This window comes from Nocardioides immobilis (assembly GCF_003515065.1).
GTDB lineage: Bacteria > Actinomycetota > Actinomycetes > Propionibacteriales > Nocardioidaceae > Nocardioides > Nocardioides immobilis.
Genome location: NZ_QXGH01000022.1, coordinates 75,729 through 99,263 on the forward strand (window position 1 = coordinate 75,729; position 23,535 = coordinate 99,263).

The window sequence follows — 23,535 nt, forward strand, 5'->3', positions numbered from 1 at the left end:
GGAGGATGGCGAGGTCGATAGCGGCGGCTGGTCCTGCGGTTGCGGGAGAGCCGCGATTCACCTGAGCTCTGCTCCGAGCCCGATGGCGAGCATCGTGTCGGGATCGGACACCTTGATGCGCGGCCGTCCGGCAGACCTCCCGGCCTCTCGTTCGAAGGCGTCGAGGCGTTCCCACTGCAGCCGACCGAAAGAGCCGGATGCGGACCAGCGCAAGCGATCCGCGCCGTCCCGCGGCCCCGCGAGGGCGCCGCTGGTGAAATCTGTCAGGAGCGCCTCGACCGTCTCGACTGCACATTGCTTGTTCGTGCCGATCACGCCCGATGGCCCTCGCTTGCTCCACCCGACGACGTACACACCTGGAGTGACCGCGCCGTCAGGGGCGTGGACCCGCCCCTTGTCGTTCGGCATCAGTCCGGTTTCGTCGTCGAAGGGAACCTCCGGAACGGCCTTGCCCCGGTAGCCGACGGCGTGGACCACCAAAGAGCACTCGATCAGGTCGCTTGCCCCGGTTGGGATCGCCCTGACCGCGCCTCCGTCCTCCACGAGCCGATTGGCTTGCACCGTGACACCAGTAACGCGCTCGGTCCCCACGATCTCCACAGGTGAGGCGAGGTACTTGAGCACGACGCGGCGCTCTGCAGGCGTGCTGCGCCGGAACTCACCTGCCTCGACGCGGTGAATCAGCCGTTCCTTCAGGCTTGCCGTGCTTGGCGCGAGGCCATCGATGCCCTCAACGGCAACCTCGACGTCATCATGGTGGATCAGGCTGAGGAGCTCCGGGGTGGTGTACGCGGCTTCCGCCGGTCCTCGACGCCCGATGACGACGATCTCCTCGAGGTCCGACCCCTTGAGGGCTTCGAGCGCGTGGTCGGCGATGTCGCTGCTCTCGACGCCGAGATGACCAGTCGCCAGAACCCTTGCGACGTCCAGAGCGACGTTCCCGTTGCCGATCACGACCGCCCTGCGCCCGCTCAGGTCCGGGGCCAGGTCGCGACCATCGGGGTGCCCGTTGTACCAAGCCACGAAGCTCGATGCAGAGATGCTCCCCTCGAGCTCCTCGCCCGGAATGCCCAGGTCCCGCGCTCCCGAGGCGCCTGTCCCGTAGATCACCGCATGGTGACCATCGGCCAGCTCCTCGTGGGAGATGTCCACTCCTACGTCGACATTCAGGTGCACGTGCACGCGCGGGTCCTTGACGAGGCGCTCGAAGCCGCGCGTCACCTGCTTGGTGTCCTGGTGGTCAGGGGCTACACCGAAGCGCACCAGCCCCCACGGAACCGGGAGGCGTTCGTAGACGTGGATCTCGCAGTCGAGCGCGGTGCGTTCGAGCAGGCGCTCGACTGCGTACATGGCCGCCGGCCCGGAACCCACCACGGCGACCGTAAGACCGCTGGCGGGACTGTCCGCAACGGGCTCGCGGAATCCGACCTGGTCGTAGGAGTGGTTCGTGAAGTACTCCGCGTTCAGCGCGAGATAGTCGCCCTGGTCCGCTGCAAGTCGGAAGTCCGGCACGATGGCGTCCACCGGGCAGACCTCGACGCAGGCGCCGCAATCGATGCAGTTCACCGGGTCGATCTTCAGCATCTCGGCTGTGGCGAACTCCGGGTCGCCTGGGCTCGGTTGGATGCAGTTCTTCGGACAAACGGCCACGCATGCCGCGTCGTTGCAGCACGCTCGCGTGATCACGTGGGTCATGGGACCGCCACCTCGATCGACTGCTGCCCACGTGCGCCAGCGGCACGATCAAGCCGCTCGACGCGAACGGGGATCCCGTTGAGCACCGTCGAACCGGACGCGTTCTCCACTTCCGTCGAGAGGGTGTTCGACGTCGCGCCGCCGGCGGCGTTCGCGCGTTGCCAGCCGCCCCTGTGGCCCCAGCCATGAGGCATCGCGATCGTCCCAGGTGTCATCTCGTCGGTGACGAGGGCCTTCGTCTCGACGGCGCCCCCGTCAGAAGTGACCCGGACGACGTCACCGTTGCGGACGCCGACGGTTTCCGCATCCACCGGGTGGATGCGAATGGCGTGTTCGCGGGTGGCGGGCATCAACCGGGCGCTGTTGTGCATCCACGAGTTGTGGGAGGTCATCTCGCGCATACCGACCATGCGTAGCGGATAGCCGGAGCCTCCTCCATCGCCGTCGGCCTGCTTCAGCCGCTCGAGCTCTCCCATGAACGTCGGATGCGCCAGCGGGATCTTCTTGTCAGGCGTCTTGATGAACTTCTTGAGCGGGGCGAGGGGCAGGTACTCGTGGAGGACGACGCCGTGCGGGGCGCGCTCGTTCAGCTTCTTCAGTGACCACCCGCCGCGTCGTAGGCCGAAGAGATCTCCGGCCTTGCCTGTGCGGATGAGCAGGTTCGCCATCCCCATCGGCGTCATCCCCAGCCCCACCCGGGCGAGAAGTCTTTGAATGGCGTACGGGTGGGCGCTCCCGAGCCCCATCGCCCTGGCGATGTCGTTGAGGATCACCGACTCCTCTCGGCATTCCCCAGGCGGCTCGACGACCTTCTGCGTGGCACGGAGCGCCGGTCGAACGTAGCGGTTGGAGAACTGGAGCTGGGTGTCCTCACGCTCGTACATCGAGGTCGTGGGCAGGATGTAGTGAGCGTGGCGGTTCGTCTCGTTCACGTAGATGTCCAGCGCGACGAAGGTGTCGAGCTCCTCGAGCGCCTCAGCGAGCTTGTTGCCGGCGGGACCGGTGATGACGGGGTTCGATCCGATCATGACGATTCCTCGGATCTGGCCGTCGCCCGGCGTCTGGATCTCCTCGGGGAGGGCGCTGGAGGGAAGGAAGCCATAGGTGTCGGGCAGTCCGCGCACCCGGGTCCGCACCTTGTCGAAGGTGGCCAGCTTCATGGCCTCGGCGATCGGGCCCATCGCCACGGGCGACCACGCCCAGACCATTCCACCCTCGCGCTGCAGGTTGCCGGTGAGGATGTTGATGAAGTCCTGGAGGACGTTGTTGAGCGTCCCGAACCTCTGCGTGCATGTTCCTGTGCGGCCGTAGACGACGGCAGCGCGCGCGGTCGCGAGGTACTCGGCGACCTCCTCGACGCGCGCAGCCGGGATCCCGGTCAGGCTCTCCGTGGCTTCCGGCGGGAACGCCGCGAGCTCCTCCGCCCATTCCTCGAAGCCGGTCGTCCACTGCTCGACGAACTCTTGGGCGTAGAGGCGTCGCGCGACGATCACGTTGAGGACGGAGAGGAGGAACCACGCATCGGTGCCGGCGCGGATCGGAAGATGCTCGAAGAGCTCCGCCGTTGCCGTGCGGCGCGGGTCGACCACGAACACCCGACCGCCCCGTTCGACGATCTCCTCCATGTGCTGGCGCATGTGCGGGTCGTGGAGAAAGGAGCCCTTGGATACCAGGGGGTTGGCTCCGATGACGAGCAACGCCTGCGTACGCCGGATGTCCGGGATGGGCATGTGCGCGCAGTGGCCGTACAACAGCTTGAAGGCAGCGACGCGTGACGCGCCGTCCTCCGAGTTGACGCCGTAGAACCAGGGTGTTCCGATGGCCATCGTCATCGTCTTGCCCCACATGGCAGCGCCGAAGCTGAAGTACGGCGGGTTGCCTTCGTGAACTGCAATGGAGCGCGGGCCAGACTCCGACCGCAAGGACTTCAGGCGGGCGCCGATGTCCTCGATCGCTTCCGCCCATGAGACGGGCGCGAACTCACCTGGACCACCAATGCGCTTGAGCGGCGTCGTCACCCGGCTCGGGTCGTTCACGATCTGGGTCATCGAGAGGCCCTTCACGCAGCAGAAGCCCTTGGAGTGGGGATCGTCCTGGTCTGCTCGAAGACCCGTCAGCCGGCCGTCCTCGACGGTTGCGATCAGTCCGCACAGCGCCTCGCAGATGCGGCAGAACGTTGGGACTTCCTTCGTGGGCACGGTGGCTCCCCTCTGGCGGACGCATGAGTACAAGGCCAGTCTGCCTCGGCCCAGGACCGAACGATCCCAAATTTAATCCAGCATTGAAATCTGGTCAAGAGTTATTTGAATCGTGATTCGATTTTGCTCCCGGTGGCTCGCGCCGCCTGACGCGCCGCCGCCTGACCTCGGGTCCTAGGATCCGTTGACGAAGTCCGGCTACCGCGCAGCGGAGGGCGCGATCCGGGTCTGGTCGCGGGTCGACCCCAAGGTCGGCGAGGTGCAGCGCGCGGTCGATGAGCAGCGCTTCCACGTCGTCGCGGAGTCGATGCGGGACCTCGTCGGCCCCAAAGCCGCGCACCAGTTCGCGCGGCTCGGCTACAGCGTCCTGGTCGGGTTCGAGCTCCTCGCCGCTGACGGCGGGACGGACGAGCTGGCGTGGTCGCTGGACCAGGTGCTGCAGGCAGCACTCCGGTTCGCCGGCCGCTAGAACAGCTTGCGCATCAGCGCCTTGGCCCTGTCGCTGTACGGCGGGTAGACGATCTTGAGGTCCGGCCTGATCGTCTTGACCAGGACCGCCTTGCGGTGGCTGAGGGCCTGGAAGCCCCACTCGCCGTGGTAGGCACCCATTCCGCTCGCGCCGACTCCGCCGAACGGGAGCGTGGGGACCAGGCAGTGCAGCGCGACGTGGTTGACGACGGCGCCGCCGGCGGGGATGGCGTCGACCAGCCGGTCCGTGACCGCCCGGGTGCTGCTGAACACGTACATCGCCAGCGGCTTCGGCCGTCCGTTGACGAACGCGATCGCGTTGTCGATCGAGTCGTAGCTCACGACGGGGAGGATCGGGCCGAAGATCTCCTCGGTCATCGCCGGCTCGTCCGGATCCGGGTCCACGAGGATCGTCGGCTGCATGCGGAGTGCGTCGGCGTCGCTGACGCCCCCAAGGACGACGTCGGCTTTGGTCGCGGCGAGGTAGCCGGAGAGCCGGGCGAACTGGCGGTCATTGACGATCCGCAGGCCCTCGGGGCGGTCGGCGACGATGTCGGTGATGGCGGTCTTGAGGTGTACGACCAGCTCATCCCGCACCGACTCGTGGACGAGCACGTAGTCCGGGGCGATGCAGGTCTGGCCCGAGTTCATGGTCTTGACCCAGGCGATCCGTCGAGCAGCGACCGCGAGATCGGCATCCTCGGTCACGATGACCGGGCTCTTCCCACCCAGCTCGAGCGTGACCGGGGTGAGGGTCGCAGCGGCACCGGTCATGATCTTCCGACCGATCTCCGTGCCGCCGGTGAAGAAGGCATGGTCGAAGCCGAGCGACAACAGGTCCTGGGTGACGATTCCGTCGCCCTCGACGACCCTGACCGCGTCCGGGTCGAGGTAGTGCGGGAGCGCGTCCGCGAGCAGGCGGGAGGTCGCCGGCGCCAGCTCCGACGGCTTGAGCACGACGCAGTTCCCCGCGGCAACGGCCGCGACCAGAGGGCTCAGGCTGAGGTAGATCGGGTAGTTCCACGGCCCGATCACCAGCACCACGCCGAGCGGTTCGTACTGGACCCGCGCAGATCCCGGGAGCTGGGTCAGCGGCACACGCTGGCGCTGCGGCCGCATCCATCGCTTCAGGTGCCTCTTCGCGAAGTTGACCTCACCCATGGTCGACGCGATGTCGCCGAACCACGCGTCGAACGGCGGGCGCCCGAGGTCGGCGCCGAGTGCCGACGCGATGTCGTCCTCACGCTCCTCGCAGAACCGGGCGATGCCGTCGAGCTGGCGGATCCGCCACTCGTAGCTGCGGGTCCTGCCCGCCGCGTGGTGGTGCCGGAGCGTCGCCACCAGGTCGGCCAGGTCGGCTGACGCCGGCGCGCGGGTTGTGTTCGCGGTCATCGTGTCTCCTCGTCGATCCGCTGGTCAGATCTCGGGCGCGGGGACCAGGCCGGTGAAGACCGAGCCGGAGACGCCGCCATCGACGATCATCGGGTGGCCGTTGATCCACCGCGCCTCGTCGGACGCCAGGAAGAGGATCGCCTCGGCGATGTCATCGGGCGTGGCGTGGCGACCGAGGAGCTCCTTCAGCCCATTGAGGGTGTCCTTGCCCATCGACTCCTCGAAGTCGGCCAGGATAGGCGTCTCGACGGGCCCGGGAAGTACGGCGTTGATGCGCAGTCCCATCTCGCTCAGGGCCAGACCCATCGTCATCGTATAGACGGTGGAGCACTCCTTGGAGAAGTTGTAGGAGTTGCCCTCCTGCGGGTTCGCCTCCCACCAGTCGACGGCTTCCTCATAGGTGTCGGTGGCGAGCAGCTCCATGATCGTCCCGAGGCGCTTCTCCCACTGGAAGCCGGCCGTCGAGGACACGATCACGACATTGCCGCCCTCCTTGAGCTGGCCGAGCAGACTCTCGGTCAGGTACCGGACGGCGAAGGTGTTGACCTTCATCACGACATCGGCGGGCAGAGTTCCCGGAACACCGGCGACGTTGAGGAGCGCGTCGTACTCCCCGTCGAGCTCGACCAGCGCCTTGTCGATGCTCGCGACATCGGCGAGATCCACCGGGATGTGGCGCGTCACGGGGGCCGTCGGCTCGTTGCGGTCCAGGCTGTGCACCTCCGCGCCGGCCGCCAGCAACTTGCGGGCGACGGTGTCGCCGATGCCGGACGCGGCGCCCGTCACGACATACCTGCGCCCTGCGAAGTCAGTCATCGAGTATCCTCTCGTTCCAGGGGTTCAGGTGGGTCAGCCGACGTCGCACGGCATCGCCTTCACGGCCCGCACGAAGTTGCCGGTGAGGTACTCCGGCTCGCCGAGCTCGAGCCCGGGAGCGCGGGTGAGCAGCTGGTGGAAGAGCTCGCGGAGCTGCATCTTCGCCACGAAGTTGCCCATGCAGTAGTGCACGCCGCCGCCACCGAAGCCGACGTGGGGGTTGGGGTCGCGGGTGATGTCGAAGACGTCGGGGCGGTCGAAGACCCGCTCGTCCCGGTTGCCCGAGGAATAGACCATCGCGACCCACTCGTCCTTGCGGATGAGATGACCGCCGAGCTCGGTGTCCTGGGTGGCCGTACGCCGGAACGTCATCACGGGCGACGCCCATCGGACGAACTCCTCGATCGCGAGACCGATCCGCCCGTCGAAGTCCTCGAGCAGGAGCGCCTTCTGGTCGGGAAACTGCTGGAGAGCCATCGCCGCGATGCTGATCGAGTTGCGGGTGGTGTCGTTGCCGGCGACCGAGAGCAGCACGAAGAAGGAGGCGATCTCGTCGTCGGTGAGCCGCTCGCCGTCGACCTCGGCGTTGACCAGATTGGTCATCAGATCGGCCTTCGGGTTGGCGCGACGCTCCTCTGCGAGCTCCATGCCCATCATCAGCAGACCGACGAGTGATTCGTTGAGGATCTCGCCCGGCTCCCGCCCGGCGGCGACGTCCTCGTCGTTCCACGACACCATGCCGTCGGCGTAGTGCGCAGCCAGCTCGCGCTTCTCCGGGTCCTCCAGACCGACCATCTCGTAGATCGTCCACATGGGGAGCTTCTTGGACACCAGGGAGACGAAGTCGCCCTCGCTGGCCTCGAGGAGCTCGTCGACGATCCGGCGTGCCTGGTCCTTGATCTGCTCGTGGATCTTCTTGACCTGCTTCGGCGTGAACGCCGACGACACGAGCTTGCGCAGCTTCGGGTGGCGCGGAGCGTCCATCCCGAGGAACGACCCGGCCGCCTCGAGGATGTCCGAGGGGACCTCTTCGAACTGGAAGCCGTCGCCCGAGCAGAACAGCTGCGGGTTCTTGCTGATGTACTGGATGAGCTCATGGCTCGTGGCGACCCAGACGCCCTCGTTGTCCGGCGGCATCAGGCCCCCCTCGAGCGGACGGTGCCAGCTGAGCGGACGCTCACGCCGCAGCACCTTGAACGTCTCCTCACGTTCCTCGGCCGTCTTCGCCCAGAACCCCAGGTCGGAGACGCTGAGCGGGTCGAAGGTCCGCGGCGGCACGATCAGGCTCGTCATGAGCCGGCTCCTGCCGGTGCATAGAACTTCTCCAGCTCGCGCTTCACCAACTTGCCGGTCGGCGTCCGCGGGATCGTGTCGACGAAGTCGACCGACCGGGGCGCCTTGAAGTGCGCGATCCGCTCGCGGACGTAGGCGATGAGCTCGCGCTCGAGCTCGGGGCCGGGCTCGACGCCGCCCTTGAGCTGGACGACGGCCTTGACTTGCTGGCCCATCTCCTCGTCCGGCACGCCGATCACGGCGACGTCGTAGATCTGCGGGTGCAGGGTCAGGACGTTCTCGACCTCCTGCGGGTAGATGTTCACTCCGCCCGAGATGATGACGAACGCCTTGCGGTCGGTCAGGAACAGGTAGCCGTCCTCGTCCAGGTAGCCGAGGTCCCCGACCGTCGTCCAGGTCGGGTGCTGCGGATGCGTTGCCTCAGCCGTCTTGTCCGGGTCGTTGTGGTAGTCGAACGGGCGGGCGTCGCGCTCGAAGTAGACCGAGCCGACCTCCCCCGCGGCGAGCTCTTTGCCCTCGTCGTCACAGATGTGGGCGATGCCGATCATGGCCTTGCCGACGGTGCCGCGTTTGCCGAGCCACTCGGGCGTCGAGACGAAGGTGATCCCGTGCTGCTCGGTCGAGCCGTAGTACTCGAACACGATCGGCCCCCACCAGTCGATCATCGCCTGCTTGACCTCGGGCGGACACGGCGCCGCGGCGTGGACCGCGAGCCGCAGCGAGGACGTGTCGTACGACGTACGTACGTCCTCGGGGAGCTGGAGCATCCTGACGAACATCGTCGGGACGAACTGGGCGACGGTGATCTTGTGGTCCTGGATCGCTGCGAGGGCGCCCTCGGCGTCGAACTTCTCCATCATCACGACGGTGCCCCCGAGGGACTGGACCGCACCGCTCCACTTGAGCGGCGCGGCGTGGTAGACCGGCGCGGGCTGCAGGTAGACGTCGTCGGGGCCGACCTTGAAGACGCCGCCGAGCAGGCCCGTGATCGGGTCCCCCGGCTCGTCGACCTGGATCGGCAGCATGGCCTGCCGCACGCCCTTCGGCCGACCGGTCGTCCCCGAGCTGTACATCATGTCCGAGCCGCGCGGCTGGTCGGTCAGGCGCGGAGCACCGCTCGTGAGCAGCTTGCCGTAGTCGTCGTAGCCGTCGACCGCGCCACCGAAGGCAAAGGCGTGCACCACGTCGACCGACTGACGCACCGTTGCCACGAGCTCGCCCAGGGCGGCGCTCGCGATCAGCACCCGCGCCCCGCTGTCGTTGACGATGTAGGCGACCTCTTCGGCCGAGAGGTTGCGGTTCACCGGTGTGATGTAGAGGCCGGAGCGCAGCAGCGCCCAGTAGACCTCGTAGCACTCGGGCGCGTTGTCGGCGAGCAGGGCGACGACGTCACCCTTCCGCAGGCCGAGGTCGTGCAGCGCCGCGGCGATCTCGGCCGACCGCTCGTCGAGCTGACCGTAGGTGAGGGTCCGGCCCGAGCCAGCCATGATGACAGCCGGCTTGTCAGGGGTGGACTGGGCGATCACTCCAGGGAACATGTCTTCTCTTCTCGGGTGTAGTGCAGGTCTGGGCGAGCGACGTCAGACGATCAGCTCGTCGCGCCCGTTGGCGCGGAGCATGTCGACGTACTTGGGGTAGAGCTTCTTGCCAAGGGGGGCGAGCTTGAGCAGGCTCGCGACGTTGCCCTGGACCTTGATCTTGCTCTTCGCCATTGCGAGCGGAAGGTTCACCTTCCCCTGCCAGTAGGCGTTGCCGGTGTCGGCGGTCATGCTCATCACCGCGGACGCCTCAGTGGACTCGTCGCCTTCGTAGACGGTGCCCGAGGTCGCGTCGATGATCAGGGTCGAGTCCGGCTCGGTGTAGACCGTCTTGAGCACGATGCCGGTCGCCTTGAGCTTGGGGCCGACCTCCGGGTCCGCGAACGCCGTCTCGAAGATGCCTCCGAGGTACTGACGCACCTCTGCCGAATCTGAGAACCCCATCGCTCCTCCTTCTGCTGAATTGAATCAAGATTAGATTCTATCCTCGTCGGAGCCGCGGGACTTGTCAACAGACGAGACGGCACCTCGACATTTATCCGAATGTAGATTAAAAATACTGGAAGGTCCACCCCGAACTGGGACGGCCCGTCCGACGTACGACCCCGAAGGGATCCGACATGCCCCAGGTGCCCGCCACCGACACCCCGCGCGAGGTCGACGTCGTCGTCGTCGGCTCGGGCCACAACGGCCTGGTCGCTGCGGCCTACCTCGCGAAGGCAGGCCTCGACGTACTCGTCGTCGAGGCCGCCGCCACCGCCGGCGGCATGACGTCAACGAACCCGTTCGAGCCCGAGGCGCCGGAGTACATGATCAACGAGGCGTCGATCCAGGCCTCGCTGTTCCGGACGACCACGATCGACGCCGACCTGGGCCTGTCCCGCAAGTACGGTCTGAAACAGACCGTGATCGACCCGGCGCACTTCCAGCTGGCCGCCGACGGCTCGTCCCTGGGCCTCTGGCGCGACCCGAGGAAGACCGCCGCCGAGCTCGAGCACTTCTCGAGGAAGGACGCCCGGGCGCTGCTCGAGCTCTACGAAGTCATCGACGCCGCGGTCGACATCGGCCTGCCGATGATGCAGACCAACGTCACCCGCCCGGAGCTGATGCAGATCTTCAAGGCGGTCAAGGGCGCCGCCAAGAACCGCAAGCAGCTGGTCAACATCGGGCGCTGGATGACCAGCTCCCAGGCGGAGGCGATCGAGGAGAGCTTCGAGCACGACATGATCCGCGCTCCCCTGCTGACCTCGCTTCCGTTCATGCCGTTCGATGCCGACCTCTCCGGCTGGTCGCTGATCTATCTGGGCGTCCTCAGCAAGTACGGCGTCGCGATGTTCCACGGCGGGACCGGATCCCTCCCGAAGGCCCTGATCGGCTCGATCCGGGACCACGGCGGTGACGTGATCACGAGCTCGCCTGTCGAGCAGCTCCTCATCGAAGGCAATCGCTGCACCGGCGTCCGGATCGCCGGCGGTCAGGAGATCCGGGCGCGGCGCGCGGTCCTCACCGCCTGCTCGCCGAAGACCACCCTCACCCGGCTGCTGCCGCCAGGCGTGCTGGAGCCCAAGAAGCAGAATGCGGCGGACCACATCCCGACCAAGAAGCGCGGCATCTCCGACTACAAGCTCAACGTCGCCCTCTCGGGGCGGATCGACATGTCGAAGCACGAGAAGTGGCGCGGCGACGGCATCGACCTCCGCGTCGCCTGCAACTGCTACCACACCTACGAGCAGGCGCTCGAGGCCGCGCGGGCCTGTGTCCGCGGCCAGGTCCCCGACGCCGTTCCCGGTCTGGCGCAGGTGACCAACGCATTCGACCCGTCGATGTCCCCTCCGGGCAAGGATCTCTGGTGGTTCTGGACCGGGCTGGTCCCCTCCATCCCGGAGGAGGGCTGGGACGTGGCCCGCAAGAAGATCACTGAGAGCGTGATGAAGGACGCCGAGGAGTACTACAAAGGCGTCGAGTCGCTCGAGGTCGCCCGGCGGCCGCTGGCACTGCCCGACATCGAGGAGCGGTTCTGGGCGATCGACGGCAGCGTCTACCACGTCGATCCGACGATCAGTCGCTTCGGTCCCAACAAGCCGGTCGCCGGCTTCGCCGGCTATGCCACCCCGGTCGACGGCCTGTTCCTCACCGGGTCCGGCACCCACCCCGTCGCCGGCATCAGCGGCATGCCCGGTCAGAACGCTGCCCGCACGATGCTCAAGCACTTCAACCTCGAGGACAAGGGCGGCCGCCTCGGCGTACTGCGCGCGAAGCTGGCGCGCGACCGGGAGCTGCGCGGCCAGGAGCCGTACACCTCAGGTCAGAACGACCCGTTCCCGACCGCGAACCTCTGAGTCTCACGCCATGGACCTGGGACTCAGCGGGGCGCGCGTCGTCGTGACCGGCGGCGCGTCGAACATCGGCCGGGGCATCGTGCACGCCTTCGCCGCCGAAGGCTCGCGGATCGTCATCAGCGACATCGACGGTCCCCAAGCAGAGCGGGTGCGAGACGAGGCGAGGCGACTCGGCGCGCAGGACGTCGTGGTCGCCGTCGGCGACCTGACGAAGGACGGCGTCGCGGACGCCGCGGTGGGCGAGGCCGTCGAGCGATGGGGCGGCGTCGACGTACTCGTCAACAACGCAGGGTGGAGTGTGCCCGGCTTCATCGCCAAAAACACCGACCGCGACAACTGGCAGCGCACGGTGGAGGTCAACTTCTACACGGCGATCGCGGCCACCCAGGCGGCGCTCGGGCCGATGCGCGATGCCGGCCGCGGGTCGATCGTGTTCATCGCCAGCGAGTCGGCCTTCGGGCAGATCCGGCAGGGTGTGTACGGCGCCACCAAGGCGGCCGTCGTCGCCCTCGCGCGGACCACCGCGCGCGAGCACGGCCGACACGGGATCCGGTCGAACATCGTCTGCCCGGGCCTGGTCATGCCCGATGGGCCGGAGGCCGTGGGCGCGGACAGCCTCTGGTCCGTCGGCGAGGACAACGTGTTCAACGAGAAGCAGATGGAGTACCTGCTCAAGGACACGCCCCTGCAGCGGCTCACGACCGCGGCCGACGTCGCCGGCTCGGTGTTGTTCCTCGCCTCGGAGACCGCCTCCCGCCAGGTGACGGGGCAGCTCTTCAGCGTCAGCGGCGGCTACACCATGCCGTGACGGCGAGTGAGCGTCATTTTATCTTGCATTAGAAACACACACGACGTACGGTAGTCGAACACGTTGTTCGATCCCGTCGACCGCCGCGGTCACGGGGACCTGGAGGTCAAGTCATGGTGAGTGCACTGCTGCTGAGTCCTGCAGCGGATCGCGACAGCTGGTGGAACGAGTGGAACCCCCTGCTCCAGGAGGAGGGATGGCCGGTCAACATCGTCCCGTCCAACACCCCGACCCTCGGTGATGCCAGCGCCGGCGCCGAGATCGCGTTCTTCTTCATCGCCGGCGCGGCCGCGGTGATCCTCGCCCTGCCGTGGGCGGTGCGCGCGGTGGCGAAGCATCGCAACTGGGTGCCGATCATCGTGCTGATCGGCGGTCTGGTCTGCTCGCTCGAGGAGGCCATGCTCGACATGCTCGGCCACCTGCACTGGGCACCGAACCTGCAGATGGTCTACACCAACTTCGGCGTCTCGGTGCCGCTGCTGATCCCGCTCTGCTACGTCGCCTTCCTCGGCATGATGTCGTACTTCTGCTACTTCGTGATCCGTAACGGCGCGAAGCTCAAGCACTACTTCATGCTGCTCGCCATGGGCGCGATCCTCGACGCCGTGATGGAGACGATCGGCATCAACCTGGGCGTCTACAAGTACTACGGGTTCCAGCCCTTCGAGTTCCTCAACTTCCCGTACTGGTGGGCGTTCATCAACAGCGCCTCGTTCGTCGCTGTCGGCACGCTGCTCGCCTACTTCGTCCCGCGCCTGCACGGCGCCAAGAAGTGGATCCTGGTGATGGCTCCGTCGTACGGCATGGCCGGCACCTACTTCACGGTCGGCTGGATCCACCTGCTCGCCCACAACTCCGGGCTGCCGAACTGGGTCCGCCTGATCGCCGCAGCCGTGATGATGGCCGAGGCGTGCTTCTACATGGCGATCCTGCACCACTTCCTGGGCAGGAAGAACGACGAGCCCGCGCTGGAGTGGACCCTCGGCCGGATGTTCATCTACCCGGTTCTGCCGCCGCGCCAGCGCGCGGCACTCTGGGCGAAGATGGAGCGCGAGGGTGGCGTCTCGATCGACCTCGAGAAGCAGATCCGGGAGACCGTCGCCGCCTGACGCGACACCTCCCTCACTGGCCGGCGGCCAGGCCTTCCGACGCCCGGAGGCCTGGTCGCCGGTCTCATCATCCGTGGTCAGGCAGGCACGTAGAGCGTCCGCCAGACCAGCTCGACGACGGCGTCCAGGTGCCGTCCGGCCTCGCGGTCACCGACCGGCCCGACCAGCTGGTAGAGCCCGCGCTCGAGCATCCAGACCAGCCAGAGCGACACTCGCCGGGGATCGAGGGGATTGGGCCGACCACCGACCTCGACCTGCTTCACGTGCGCCTCGAGCCCAGTGGCCGCGCGCTCGACGAGGTTGGCGTGGAGCTCGCGCATTCCGGGGTCGTACGACGCCGCGTCGGTGATCGCGCGCAACAGCAGCTGGTGCCGCCGATAGGTCTCGAACAGCGGGTGCAGTGCCTCGCGGAGGGCGGCGCGATCGGCCGGCACGCCGAGCTCGAACCAGCGGGCACCGGCTGCCGCGAGGTCGAGGGTGATGTCCTCGCCCATGGCGGTGAGCAGGGCGGCCTTGTCGGTGAAGTACGAGTAGAACGTCGACCGCGAGATCCCGACCGCGTCGATCATCCTCGCGACACTGAGGTCGGAGTAGGCCTCGCCGGCCGCGAGCAGCGGGGTCACCTCGTCGATGAAGTAGCGCGCCAGCTCGAGGCGTCGCTCGTCGCGGGTGGGCTGGAGCGGCCTCACAGGTCTCGACGCCATGGGGTCAGCATAGGTCGCGGTGTTCGCGCCACGGACAGCGTGTACGTCAGCCGGCGGCGAGGGCCGTGAACCGCCAGTCGAGCACCGGGCGGGGCTCGGAGCCGCCATCCGCCTCGACCTCGGACCGGAGGTCCAGCAGCCGCCAGCCCCCCGCAACCTCCTGCGAGGCCTCGATGACGATCCGACTGCGAAGGGTGTCGCCCTCGCGCACCGGGCCGACGTGGTCGCACGACTGCCACGCCAGCACGGTCACCAGGTCGGGGAGGGCGCGGGTGGCTTGGGCGAGGGCGATCCCGATCGTGTGCCCGCCGTACACGAGCCTGGTGCCGCCGCCCGCTCGTTGGTCGTGATGGACGGCAGCGAGGTTCGTCGTGAGGCGGGCCAGCTCCGGCGCGCCGGAGACGACATCGCCGCCGACCACCTCGATGACCGCGCCGGGCTCGAGTGGTCGCGAGGGCCCGACACCCGCGGTCCACCGCTCGACCGACCAGTCAGGCACGCACTCGGCTACCGGAACGACCTCGGACCCGCCTCCGATCGTCGAGAGATCGTCGGCGAACCCGGTGGGCGCGCTCCCCCGCAGGGGCAGCATCGCGCAGCGATAGAAGTCGAGGACCGGTCGCTCCTCCTGGTCGACGGTGCGCATGTGGAGGGCTGCCAGCCCGGTCGGCGCACGCCCCTCGCGCCGTACGTTCTCCCTGAGGCCCGCGACTGTCGTTGTGGTCCGCAACGTGTCGCCGATCGCGGGCTGTCGCAGCAAAGTCAGGTTCCGGTAGAAGAGGTTCGCCTTGACGTGCTGTGTCGCCAGGGTCGACTGTCCGATCGCGACGTTCCACACCAGCGCGGGCGAGGCGAGGGACCCCCCGGTGACGTCCCGCGCGAGCGCATCGTCGAGCGCCAGCCGGAGCCGGTCACCCAGGATCGCCTGGTGCACCGCGGCGCGTCCCTCGGTCAGGGTGACGCCCGGCGCCGTGTCGAACACGAGGCCCGGCTCGAGCTCGTCGAAGTAGGGCCCCTCGGCAGCGTGACTGCTCATCGGCCGGCCCGGGCCAGGGTCCGGCGGGCCGCCAGGGCCATCGCCTCGTCCACCAGCTGACCGTCCAGGTCCACTGCACCGAGGCCCGCCGCCGCTGCGTCTGTCATCGCCTGCAGGACGCGGTTGGCGCGCTCGACCTCGTCCGCCGCAGGCGTGAAGCCGCACACCACCGCGTCGACCTGCCGCGGGTGGATGACCCACTTGCCGTCGAAGCCGAAGTCGGCTGCATGGCCGACGGCGTCACGGAAGTCGGTGTCGTCCGCGACCGACAGGTGCGGCCCGTCGATCGCCGCCACGCCGGCCGACCTCGCCGCGACCAGCAACGCGTGCTGGGCCGGGACCCAGTCCGGCCGACGCAGTCCGCGCCGGCCGAGCGAGGCGGCCAGGTCGGCGTAGCCGAGGATCAGCGACTCGAGCCGGTCCGGACGGCTGACGATGGCCGGAAGCCCCGCGAGCCCGGCCGCCGTCTCGACCAGCGCTTGCACGCCGATCCGAGGTGCCGGACGCCTCGCCTCTGCCTCCAGGCCGGTCAGCAGTCGCTCCACGAAGTCCAGGTCGCCGCGGCTCTCGACCTTCGGTACGACGACGGAGGTCACCGGGGCGACACCACTCGCGACGAGCTCCAGGTCGCGGTGACACCACGGCGTTCCCACGGCATTCACGCGTACGGCGACCCGCACCCGGCCGTCATTGACGCTCGGCCAGTCGACGGTCCGCAACGCGTCCCGTGCCCGGTCCTTCTCCCCCGCCGGCACCGCGTCCTCGAGGTCGATCACGACCTCATCGGCACCCGAGGCGATCGCTTTGGCGATGCGGTCCGGCTGGGTCGCCGGCACGCACAGAGCTGCGCGCCGAGGGGCGTCCAGTGTGGTGAGGGCAACGTGGCTCATGGAATTTAATTTATGTTAAACTCGCCCAACCTGCAATTCCGAGTCGAGGAGATCCGTTGTTGTCACAGGAAGAGCGCGAGGTCGTAGCGACGGTACGTGACTGGGTCGACTCCGAGGTGCGGCCGGTCGTCCACGACCTCGAGCACGCCAACGAGTACCCCGAGAAGCTGATCGAGCAGATGAAGGAGCTCGGCATCTTCGGCCTCGCGATCCCGGAGCCGTGGGGCGAGGCTCCGGTCTCGACCCCCTGCTACGTCGGTGTCACCGAGGAGCTCGCGCGCGGGTGGATGAGCCTGGCCGGCGCCATGGGTGGCCACACCGTGGTGTCGAAGCTCCTGGTGACGTTCGGAACCCCCGAGCAGCAGGCGACGTACCTCCCCCGGATGGCGACCGGCGAGATCCGCGCCACGATGGCGCTGACCGAGCCCGGCGGCGGGTCCGACCTCCAGGCGATGACCACCACCGCGAAGCGGGACGGCGACGACTACGTCATCAACGGTGCGAAGACCTGGATCAGCAACGCCCGCCGGTCGCAGCTGATCGCGCTCCTCTGCAAGACCGACCCGCAGGCCGAGCCTCGTCATCGCGGCATCTCGGTGCTGCTCGTCGAGCACGGCCCGGGCCTGACCGTCTCCCGCGACCTGCCGAAGCTCGGCTACAAGGGCATCGAGAGCTGCGAGCTGTCCTTCGACAACTTCCGGGTGCCGACGTCCTCCGTCCTCGGCGGGGTCGAGGGCAAGGGGTTCTCCCAGATGATGAAGGGGCTCGAGACCGGCCGGATCCAGGTCGCGTCGCGGGCGCTCGGCGTGGGCCAGGCAGCGTTCGACGACGCGCTCGCCTACGCCCAGCAGCGGCAGAGCTTCGGTGAGCCGATCTGGAAGCACCAGGCGATCGGCCACTACCTGGCCGACATGGCGACCAAGCTCACGGCCGCGCGCCAGCTCGTCCTCCACGCCGCCCAGCGGTCCGACGCGGGCGAGCGCTGTGACATGGAAGCCGGGATGGCGAAGCTGTTCGCGTCCGAGGTCGCGATGGAGATCGCGCTCAACGCGGTCCGGATCCACGGCGGCTACGGCTACTCCACCGAGTACGACGTCGAGCGCTACTTCCGTGATGCGCCCCTGATGATCGTCGGCGAGGGCACCAACGAGATCCAGCGCAACGTGATCGCGTCGCAGCTGATCGCGCGCGGTGGCCTGGTCCCGTGAGCCACTGCTCATAGGATGACCCGCATGCCACGGAAGACCGCCACCGCCACTCCCCCGAAGGTCGCCGCCAAGAAGGCGGCATCGAGGACCGCGGTTCCCAAGAAGGCGGCCGCCAAGAAGGCTCCGGCCGACAGCGGCACCAAGTCGGAGCGCACCCGGCAGCGGGTGCTCGACGCGGCTGCGCACGTGCTGAGCGTCAAGGGGTACGCCGGCATGCGGCTGAGCGACGTGGCCGAGGAGGCCGAGCTCCAGGCTCCCGCCATCTACTACTACTTCAAGTCGCGCGAGGACCTCATCGAGGAGGTCATGTACTCCGGCATCGCAGCCATGCGCCAGCACCTGGTCGAGGTCCTCGATGCCGCTCCCGACGGCATCGATCCCCTCGAGCGGATCCTGTTGGCGGTCGACGCCCACCTGCGCCACGAGCTCGAGATCTCGGACTACACGACCGCATCCATCCGCAACGCCGGCCAGCTCCCCGACGCGATCAACAAGCGGCAGCAGGCCGAGACCAAGAAGTACGGCGAGATCTGGCGTGACCTGTTCACGAGGGCGAGTGCCGACGGTGCGATCCGCACCGATCTCGACCCCTACCTCGCCCAGATGCTCGTGATGGGCGCCCTCAACTGGGCGGCCGAGTGGTGGTCGCCGCGGCGCGGGTCGCTCGACACCGTGGTCGAGACCGCGCAGTCGATCGTCCGCAACGGCCTGGCGCCCGCGTAGGTCAGACGGCAGCCAGCTTGGCGGCGTGCGCCTCCCGGCGTCGGGCCGCGTGAGCCAGCGCGTCCTCCCACGACGCACCCTTCATGATCTGAACCCGGTACTTCATGATCTCGGCCTGCCCCTGCACGGTGAGCGCTCCCACCAGCCGGTCTCCCTTGCGGTAGAGCGCGATCCACCGGTTGTCGGTGGCGGGCGCGCGCTCGAGGTCGCCCTCGACCAGGACCACCTCGTCGGCATCGGGTGTGCCGACGTGCTGGATCCGCACGTCGTACCAGTCCGACCAGAAGTACGGCACCGTCCCGTAAGCCTTCGCGTTGCCGGGGTCGAGTGCGTTGCGGGCGGCCGCGGCGCCCTGCTCGGCAGCGGCGGTCCAGTTCTCCATCCGCTGGCGGACGCCGAGCGTCGGGTTGGGCCAGCTCACAACGTCGCCGGCGGCATAGACGCCGGGAACGCCGGTCCAGAGCGTCTCGTCGCAGTGGATGCCGTTGTCGAGCCGCAGGCCCGAACCCTCCAGCCACCCGACCGACGGCGTCACGCCGATACCGATGACCACGAGGTCGGCCGGGATCTCCGTGCCGTCCTCCAGCACGACCTTCTCGACCCGGTCGAGACCCTCGATCGAGCGGACACCGACTCCGCACCGCAAGGACGTGCCATTGCGCTCATGCAGCGACGCGATCGCGGGTCCCATCTCGGTCCCGGTGGCTCGCACCAGTGGGGTGGGAAGCGCTTCGACGATGGTCACCTCCACGCCTCGCTTGTTGGCGCTCGATGCGATCTCGGAGCCGATGAACCCGGCGCCGATCACCACCGTGCGGGCACCCTCGTCGAGTGCATTGCGCACCGCAAGGGAGTCGTCGAGGGTGCGGAGGACTTGCACACCGGCGAGGCTCTCGGCGCCAGGGATGTGCCGCGCTGCCGCTCCGGTGGCGATCACCAGCGCGTCGTACGGCACCTGGTCCGTCCCGACGCGTACGACCCGGGCCTCGACATCGAGCTCCGTGGCGGGCCGGCCGAGCATCAGGGTCACCCCGAGCTCGTCGGCGAAGACGGACTCCTCGCGAAAGTACGGCGGGTCCGGCTGACCGTCGGCGGGCTCGAGGAACTCCTTCGACAGCGGCGGCCGGTCGTAGGGCAGGTGCGACTCCGCGCCGATCAGTGTGATCTCGCCCTGGAAGCCGGCCTTGCGTGCTGCCTCGACGGCTCGCAGCCCGGCGAGCGAGGCTCCGACGACGACGAACTTCTCGATAGCCACGTGCTGCGGCCTCAGCGCTCGACGCGGAGCGCCTCGGTCGGGCAGCCCGCGCACGCTTCCTCGACGGCTTGGATGTCCTCGTCGCTCACGTGCTCCTCCAGAAGCACGAGGTCGCCGTCGTCGTTGACCTCGAAGTGATCGGGGGCAAGCGACTCACAGATGCCCAAGCCGGTGCACTTGTCATAGTCGACCAGGATCTTCATGGCGGGGTTACCTCGTTCGTTGTGCGGGTTGCTTAATCTAGATTAGATTCTGAACCGCCTGGACGTCAAGAGCGCTCGTTGCCGACCACTGCGACGAACGACACACACCCGCCCGGACGCCCGCCCAGGTTGTGGGTGAGTGCGAGCCGAGGATCGGCCAGCTGACGGGGTCCCGCGTCACCGCGCAGCTGCAACCAGGACTCGTAGAGCATCCGGAGCCCGCTCGCGCCCACCGGGTGGCCGAACGACTTGAGGCCGCCGTCGACGTTGACCGGCAGCCGCCCGTCGGAGTCGAAGTCGCCGGCGAGGACGTCCTTCCACGCCTGGCCGCGCTCGGTGAACCCGAGGTCCTCCATCAGCACGATCTCGGTGGGCGTGAAGCAGTCGTGCACCTCCGCGAGGGAGAGCTCCCGCGCAGGGTCGGTGATGCCGGCCTGTGCGTAGGCGTCGCGGGCAGCAGCGACGACCTCGGGGAACGTGGTGAAGTCGTACGCCGGGTCGAGACCGCCCCGCATCGAACCCGCCGCCAACGCGAGGGCCTTCACGAAGATCGGGCGGTCCGTGTAGTCGTAGGCGTCCTCGGCGCGGACGATGAGCGCCGCGGCCGCCCCGTCGGAGACACCGGAGCAGTCGAAGACACCCAGCCGTCCGGCCACCTTCGGCGCCTGCTCGATCTTGTCCCGCGAGACCTCGGCCCGGAACTGCGCCTTGTCGTTGCGTGCCCCGTTGACATGGTTCTTCCACGCCACATGGGTCATCGCCTCGCGCATGGCGTCCGGGTCGACGCCGTACCGCGTGCAGTAAGCGGGGTCGAGCAGCGAGAACGCCGCAGGCGCGGTGAGCGAGAGCTCCGGTGCTGTTCCGTCTGCCGGCGGGTCAGTTCGCAGCAGGCCCGAGAAGCCGGAGTCCTTGAGCTTCTCGACGCCCACGGCCATCACCCGGTCGTACGCGCCGGACGCCACGGCGTAGCACGCGTTCCGGAACGACTCGGATCCCGTCGCGCAGTAGTTCTCCACGCGGGTGACGGGCTTGTCTGCCAGCGCCAGCGGTCGGCTGAGCGTCAGGCCGGACTGGCCGGACGACAGGGTGCCGAGCCAGTAGGCGTCGACGTCGTCCTTCGCGACGCTCGCGGACGTGAGGCACTCGGCGACCGCCTCGAGCAGCAGGTCGTCGGTCGACGCCTCCCAGCGCTCGCCGAACCTGGTGCAGCCCATGCCGACGATGGCGACCTTGTCGGCGATCCCGTTGCTGGCCATCAGCTTTCCTCCTGTCCGGAGAGCACGCGCGCCTTCCAGAAGTAGTTGTGCACACCACCCGCGGTGAACAGCCGTCGGAACACGAGATCGACGCGGGCGCCGACGTCGACGGTCTCGGGGTCGGCATCGGCGACCTCGAGGGAGGTGCGTCCCGCGGGCCCACCGGGGCCGTCGAAGTCGACCACGACGTCGACGACGGGCGGCGAGGGCGAGTACGCCAGCCGGTCGATCGTGAAGGTGGCAACGGTCCCGGTCAGCTCGGCGCCGGCCACGTCCTCCATGGCGTCGGTCGCGCCGCAGCGCCGACAGACCCGCAGTGGTGGCAGGTGCACGAAGCCGCAGCCGGTGCAACGACTGCCCGCGAACCCGAACTTCCACCCAGCGCCACGCGCCGACGGCGGTCCGGCCGGCCGGTCCGGCTCGGGCCGACGCGGCAGCTCACGATCGAGCAGTCCCCGCCAGGCCAGGTAGGTGGTGTAGGGCACCGCTCGGCCGCCCTCGAGCTGGGAGCTCACCGGCCGCGGCTGGCGTCGGGCCGGAAGGAGATCGGTCGTGCGCAGGACGAGGGCGTCACAGCCGTCCACCGCAGACACGACCAGAACGGTCTCGTCGGGTCCGGCGACGTCCAGCACCGCGGCGAGACCGAGCAACGGGTCGGCCGCCCCGAGGAACCCAGCGGGAGACCCGGTCGTCGACTTCGCGCCCTTGACGAGGGTCCCGGCGCGTTTGGTCACGGCGGCGTTGCCGCTCGTGAGCACGACGTGGTCGGCCTCCGTCAGTCCCGCGGCGTCGAGGGCCCGCGCCGCGGTCGAGCGCACCAGCGCGGCGTACCTCTCGAACCCGAACCTCTCCTCCCACTGGCTGCCCGTGACCCCGGAGGGCTCCCTCCAGCGGTCGAGCAGCTCCTCGGTCGCGCCCACGATGGCGAGAACCTCTGCGATCAGCTCGCCATCGCCGAGCACGATCGCGGCTGCCCCGTCCGCTCCGGCGCGCTCGTCGAGCGATCCGGGCTTGCCCACTCGCACGTCGGAGGCCACCACGAGCCCCCCGCCGCCGAGTGCACCGCGGACCGCGGCGAAGGTGGACCGCGCCGACCCGACCAGGTCGGCGGCGACGGCCTCCGGCGAAAGACGCAGCGCTGCGTGCACCGCAGCCGCGTTGGTCTTGTCGAGGTAAGGAGGCGAGGTGCTCGCCCACCAGACCGACCCGGGCGCGTGCTCGCCGAGCGCGGCCCGAGCGGCCTCGACCGCCATCGTGGTCGCGTCCTCGTCGAACGAGGCGACGACGCGGGGGCCGCGCACGCCGCTGTCGCGGTCGAGGCGGTAGACCGGAAGGTACGACGCGTACGAGAGGATCCCGATCGATCCGTCAGGGCCCGCGCTCATCGCCCGGCTCCCCGGAACAGCGCGGCCATGCCCTGGCCGCCGCCGATGCACATCGTCTCCAGCGCGAGCGCGCCGTCGCGCCGGCGGAGCTCGTGGAGCATCGTCGTCAGGATGCGAACGCCGGTCGCCCCGATGGGGTGGCCGAGCGAGATCCCGGAACCGTTGACGTTGAGCCGCTCGTCCACCTCGTCGGGCTTGACCCCCCACCCCTTGAGGACGGCGAGCACCTGGACGGCGAAGGCCTCGTTGACCTCGATCAGGTCGAGGTCGTCGAAGCCGACACCGGTGCGCTCGAAGAGGCGTCGTACGGCGGGCACCGGCCCGATGCCCATCGTGGCCGGGTCGCACCCGGCTGCGGCCCAGCCCTCGAACCACGCGAGCGGCTGCAGACCGAGCCGGTCGAGGTGCTCCTCGGCCACCACCAGGCAGGCCGCGGCCGCGTCGTTCTGCTGGCTGGAGTTGCCGGCGGTGACGGTGCCCCCCGGCTGGATCGTGCGCAAACGCGCGAGGCTCTCGACGGTCGAGTCCGGACGCACGCCTTCATCCCGGTCGAAGATCACCGGGTCCGCCCGCCGCTGGGGGACCTCGACCGGAACCACCTCTTCGACGAAGACCCCCGATTCCCACGCGGCGGCGGCGCGCTGATGACTACGGGCGGCGAAGGCGTCCGCCTCGTCCCGGGAGATGCCGTACTGCTCGGCCAGGTTCTCGGCGGTCTCGATCATCCCGCTGATGCGCCCGAACCTCGACTCCGGTTGCGAGCGCTCGCGGCCCCGGTCCAGCCGGTCGTAAAGGGTCTGGTTGCCCGATCGCGAGCCCCACCGGGCAGTTGTCGTGTAGTGCTCGACGTTGCTCATCGACTCCACGCCCCCAGCGAGCACCACGTCGGCAGCTCCCGTCTGCACCGTCATGGCGGCGGTGATCACGGCCTGCAGGCCGCCACCGCAGCGCCGGTCCACCTGGAAGCCCGGGACCTCGATGGGCAGCCCGGCCTCGAGCGCAGCCCACCTGCCGATGCACGGCGCCTCGGAGTTCGCATACGACTGGGCGAAGGCGACATCCTCGATCGCGCCGGGGTCGATCCCCGATCGGTCGACGACGGCCTTGATCACTGTCGCAGCGAGCTCGGCGGCCGGGACCGGGCGCAGCGCGCCCCCGAACCCCCCGACCGCGGTCCGCAGCGGGGTGGCGATCGCGACGCGTCTCATTTCGGTTCTCC

The 23,535-nt window shown here is 68.7% G+C and carries 21 protein-coding genes; 6 read left to right on the forward strand and 15 right to left on the reverse strand.

Going from position 1 to position 23,535, the window contains the following annotated elements; all coding sequences use genetic code 11:
• Positions 1-57: 57 nt before the first annotated feature.
• Both D0Z08_RS18095 and D0Z08_RS18100 read right to left on the reverse strand, forming a co-directional pair.
• A complete protein-coding gene (locus D0Z08_RS18095) occupies positions 58-1,695 on the reverse strand; it encodes an FAD-dependent oxidoreductase (protein ID WP_118926655.1) in 1,638 nt (545 codons plus the stop codon).
• Positions 1,692-3,893, reverse strand: coding sequence for a molybdopterin-containing oxidoreductase family protein (locus D0Z08_RS18100; protein ID WP_147381464.1), 2,202 nt, complete (start codon positions 3,891-3,893; stop codon positions 1,692-1,694). Before D0Z08_RS18100 ends, D0Z08_RS18095 begins: the two co-directional genes overlap by 4 nt.
• A 184-nt stretch (positions 3,894-4,077) precedes the next feature.
• Between D0Z08_RS18100 and D0Z08_RS18105 the strand changes: the two genes are divergently transcribed.
• Positions 4,078-4,362, forward strand: coding sequence for a hypothetical protein (locus D0Z08_RS18105; protein WP_118926657.1), 285 nt, complete (start codon positions 4,078-4,080; stop codon positions 4,360-4,362).
• Here D0Z08_RS18105 and D0Z08_RS18110 read toward each other — a convergent pair.
• From D0Z08_RS18110 to D0Z08_RS18130, 5 genes are read right to left on the reverse strand one after another with little or no spacing between them, the layout of a single operon-like run.
• The gene (locus tag D0Z08_RS18110; protein WP_118926658.1) at positions 4,359-5,753 is read right to left on the reverse strand and encodes an aldehyde dehydrogenase family protein; all 1,395 of its coding nucleotides are present in this window, start codon (positions 5,751-5,753) and stop codon (positions 4,359-4,361) included. The two genes, D0Z08_RS18105 and D0Z08_RS18110, sit on opposite strands and share 4 nt — an antisense overlap.
• A gap of 24 nt (positions 5,754-5,777) precedes the next feature.
• Complete coding sequence (locus tag D0Z08_RS18115) at positions 5,778-6,569, reverse strand: coniferyl-alcohol dehydrogenase (RefSeq protein WP_118926659.1); 792 nt, start codon at positions 6,567-6,569, stop codon at positions 5,778-5,780.
• 33 nt (positions 6,570-6,602) lie between these two features.
• Entirely contained in the window at positions 6,603-7,862 is a 1,260-nt protein-coding gene (locus tag D0Z08_RS18120) for a cytochrome P450 (protein WP_118926660.1), read from the reverse strand.
• Positions 7,859-9,400, reverse strand: a complete 1,542-nt coding sequence (locus tag D0Z08_RS18125) for an acyl-CoA synthetase (RefSeq protein WP_118926661.1) — start codon at positions 9,398-9,400, stop codon at positions 7,859-7,861. Before D0Z08_RS18125 ends, D0Z08_RS18120 begins: the two co-directional genes overlap by 4 nt.
• Positions 9,401-9,442: 42 nt before the next feature.
• A complete protein-coding gene (locus tag D0Z08_RS18130) occupies positions 9,443-9,844 on the reverse strand; it encodes an SCP2 sterol-binding domain-containing protein (protein ID WP_118926662.1) in 402 nt (133 codons plus the stop codon).
• A 176-nt stretch (positions 9,845-10,020) separates the two neighbouring features.
• Here D0Z08_RS18130 and D0Z08_RS18135 point away from each other — a divergent pair, with 176 nt between their 5' ends.
• The 3 genes from D0Z08_RS18135 (at position 10,021) to D0Z08_RS18145 (ending at position 13,656) form a co-directional block, all read left to right on the forward strand.
• On the forward strand, positions 10,021-11,739 hold the full coding sequence (locus tag D0Z08_RS18135; protein ID WP_118926663.1) for a phytoene desaturase family protein: 1,719 nt from the start codon (positions 10,021-10,023) through the stop codon (positions 11,737-11,739).
• A gap of 10 nt (positions 11,740-11,749) precedes the next feature.
• A complete protein-coding gene (locus D0Z08_RS18140) occupies positions 11,750-12,547 on the forward strand; it encodes an SDR family NAD(P)-dependent oxidoreductase (RefSeq protein WP_118926664.1) in 798 nt (265 codons plus the stop codon).
• A 113-nt stretch (positions 12,548-12,660) separates the two neighbouring features.
• Positions 12,661-13,656, forward strand: coding sequence for a hypothetical protein (locus D0Z08_RS18145; RefSeq protein WP_118926665.1), 996 nt, complete (start codon positions 12,661-12,663; stop codon positions 13,654-13,656).
• A 77-nt stretch (positions 13,657-13,733) separates the two neighbouring features.
• Here D0Z08_RS18145 and D0Z08_RS18150 read toward each other — a convergent pair whose 3' ends face one another.
• The 3 genes from D0Z08_RS18150 to D0Z08_RS18160 are packed head-to-tail and all read right to left on the reverse strand — an operon-like array spanning position 13,734 to position 16,286.
• Positions 13,734-14,360: a TetR/AcrR family transcriptional regulator gene (locus D0Z08_RS18150; RefSeq protein WP_182481376.1), complete on the reverse strand. Its 627-nt coding sequence runs from the start codon at positions 14,358-14,360 to the stop codon at positions 13,734-13,736.
• A 46-nt stretch (positions 14,361-14,406) separates the two neighbouring features.
• Positions 14,407-15,396 carry a MaoC family dehydratase gene (locus D0Z08_RS18155; RefSeq protein WP_118926667.1) on the reverse strand — a complete coding sequence of 330 codons (990 nt, stop codon included), beginning with the start codon at positions 15,394-15,396 and terminating at the stop codon, positions 14,407-14,409.
• Entirely contained in the window at positions 15,393-16,286 is an 894-nt protein-coding gene (locus tag D0Z08_RS18160) for an HpcH/HpaI aldolase/citrate lyase family protein (protein ID WP_118926668.1), read from the reverse strand. The genes D0Z08_RS18155 and D0Z08_RS18160 overlap by 4 nt, the downstream gene beginning before the upstream one ends.
• A 56-nt stretch (positions 16,287-16,342) precedes the next feature.
• Here D0Z08_RS18160 and D0Z08_RS18165 point away from each other — a divergent pair, with 56 nt between their 5' ends.
• Positions 16,343-17,494, forward strand: a complete 1,152-nt coding sequence (locus D0Z08_RS18165) for an acyl-CoA dehydrogenase family protein (RefSeq protein WP_118926669.1) — start codon at positions 16,343-16,345, stop codon at positions 17,492-17,494.
• Positions 17,495-17,518: 24 nt separating this feature from the next.
• Positions 17,519-18,217, forward strand: a complete 699-nt coding sequence (locus D0Z08_RS18170; protein WP_118926670.1) for a TetR/AcrR family transcriptional regulator — start codon at positions 17,519-17,521, stop codon at positions 18,215-18,217.
• A gap of 1 nt (position 18,218) precedes the next feature.
• Here the strand turns inward: D0Z08_RS18170 and D0Z08_RS18175 are convergent, their stop codons facing one another.
• The 5 genes from D0Z08_RS18175 to D0Z08_RS18195 all read right to left on the reverse strand — a co-directional run bounded on the left by D0Z08_RS18175 (position 18,219) and on the right by D0Z08_RS18195 (position 23,524).
• Entirely contained in the window at positions 18,219-19,472 is a 1,254-nt protein-coding gene (locus D0Z08_RS18175) for an NAD(P)/FAD-dependent oxidoreductase (RefSeq protein ID WP_118926671.1), read from the reverse strand.
• An 11-nt stretch (positions 19,473-19,483) separates the two neighbouring features.
• Positions 19,484-19,675, reverse strand: coding sequence for a ferredoxin (locus D0Z08_RS18180; protein WP_118926672.1), 192 nt, complete (start codon positions 19,673-19,675; stop codon positions 19,484-19,486).
• A 65-nt stretch (positions 19,676-19,740) separates the two neighbouring features.
• Entirely contained in the window at positions 19,741-20,931 is a 1,191-nt protein-coding gene (locus D0Z08_RS18185; protein ID WP_118926673.1) for an acetyl-CoA acetyltransferase, read from the reverse strand.
• Positions 20,931-22,316 carry a zinc ribbon domain-containing protein gene (locus D0Z08_RS18190; protein WP_118926674.1) on the reverse strand — a complete coding sequence of 462 codons (1,386 nt, stop codon included), beginning with the start codon at positions 22,314-22,316 and terminating at the stop codon, positions 20,931-20,933. Before D0Z08_RS18190 ends, D0Z08_RS18185 begins: the two co-directional genes overlap by 1 nt.
• A complete protein-coding gene (locus tag D0Z08_RS18195; RefSeq protein ID WP_118926675.1) occupies positions 22,313-23,524 on the reverse strand; it encodes an acetyl-CoA C-acetyltransferase in 1,212 nt (403 codons plus the stop codon). Before D0Z08_RS18195 ends, D0Z08_RS18190 begins: the two co-directional genes overlap by 4 nt.
• Positions 23,525-23,535 lie beyond the last annotated feature (11 nt).

Excerpts from the sequence above, each read along its gene's own strand:
- D0Z08_RS18190 (WP_118926674.1), bottom strand. The coding sequence starts at position 22,316 with ATGAGCGCGGGCCCTGACGGATCGATCGGGATCCTCTCGTACGCGTCG.
- D0Z08_RS18145 (WP_118926665.1), top strand. The coding sequence starts at position 12,661 with ATGGTGAGTGCACTGCTGCTGAGTCCTGCAGCGGATCGCGACAGCTGG.
- D0Z08_RS18125 (WP_118926661.1), bottom strand. The coding sequence starts at position 9,400 with ATGTTCCCTGGAGTGATCGCCCAGTCCACCCCTGACAAGCCGGCTGTC.
- D0Z08_RS18120 (WP_118926660.1), bottom strand. The coding sequence starts at position 7,862 with ATGACGAGCCTGATCGTGCCGCCGCGGACCTTCGACCCGCTCAGCGTC.
- D0Z08_RS18115 (WP_118926659.1), bottom strand. The coding sequence starts at position 6,569 with ATGACTGACTTCGCAGGGCGCAGGTATGTCGTGACGGGCGCCGCGTCC.
- D0Z08_RS18155 (WP_118926667.1), bottom strand. The coding sequence starts at position 15,396 with ATGAGCAGTCACGCTGCCGAGGGGCCCTACTTCGACGAGCTCGAGCCG.
- D0Z08_RS18130 (WP_118926662.1), bottom strand. The coding sequence starts at position 9,844 with ATGGGGTTCTCAGATTCGGCAGAGGTGCGTCAGTACCTCGGAGGCATC.
- D0Z08_RS18180 (WP_118926672.1), bottom strand. The coding sequence starts at position 19,675 with ATGAAGATCCTGGTCGACTATGACAAGTGCACCGGCTTGGGCATCTGT.
- D0Z08_RS18160 (WP_118926668.1), bottom strand. The coding sequence starts at position 16,286 with ATGAGCCACGTTGCCCTCACCACACTGGACGCCCCTCGGCGCGCAGCT.
- D0Z08_RS18150 (WP_182481376.1), bottom strand. The coding sequence starts at position 14,360 with ATGGCGTCGAGACCTGTGAGGCCGCTCCAGCCCACCCGCGACGAGCGA.
- D0Z08_RS18185 (WP_118926673.1), bottom strand. The coding sequence starts at position 20,931 with ATGGCCAGCAACGGGATCGCCGACAAGGTCGCCATCGTCGGCATGGGC.
- D0Z08_RS18135 (WP_118926663.1), top strand. The coding sequence starts at position 10,021 with ATGCCCCAGGTGCCCGCCACCGACACCCCGCGCGAGGTCGACGTCGTC.
- D0Z08_RS18170 (WP_118926670.1), top strand. The coding sequence starts at position 17,519 with ATGCCACGGAAGACCGCCACCGCCACTCCCCCGAAGGTCGCCGCCAAG.
- D0Z08_RS18140 (WP_118926664.1), top strand. The coding sequence starts at position 11,750 with ATGGACCTGGGACTCAGCGGGGCGCGCGTCGTCGTGACCGGCGGCGCG.
- D0Z08_RS18110 (WP_118926658.1), bottom strand. The coding sequence starts at position 5,753 with ATGACCGCGAACACAACCCGCGCGCCGGCGTCAGCCGACCTGGCCGAC.
- D0Z08_RS18095 (WP_118926655.1), bottom strand. The coding sequence starts at position 1,695 with ATGACCCACGTGATCACGCGAGCGTGCTGCAACGACGCGGCATGCGTG.
- D0Z08_RS18195 (WP_118926675.1), bottom strand. The coding sequence starts at position 23,524 with ATGAGACGCGTCGCGATCGCCACCCCGCTGCGGACCGCGGTCGGGGGG.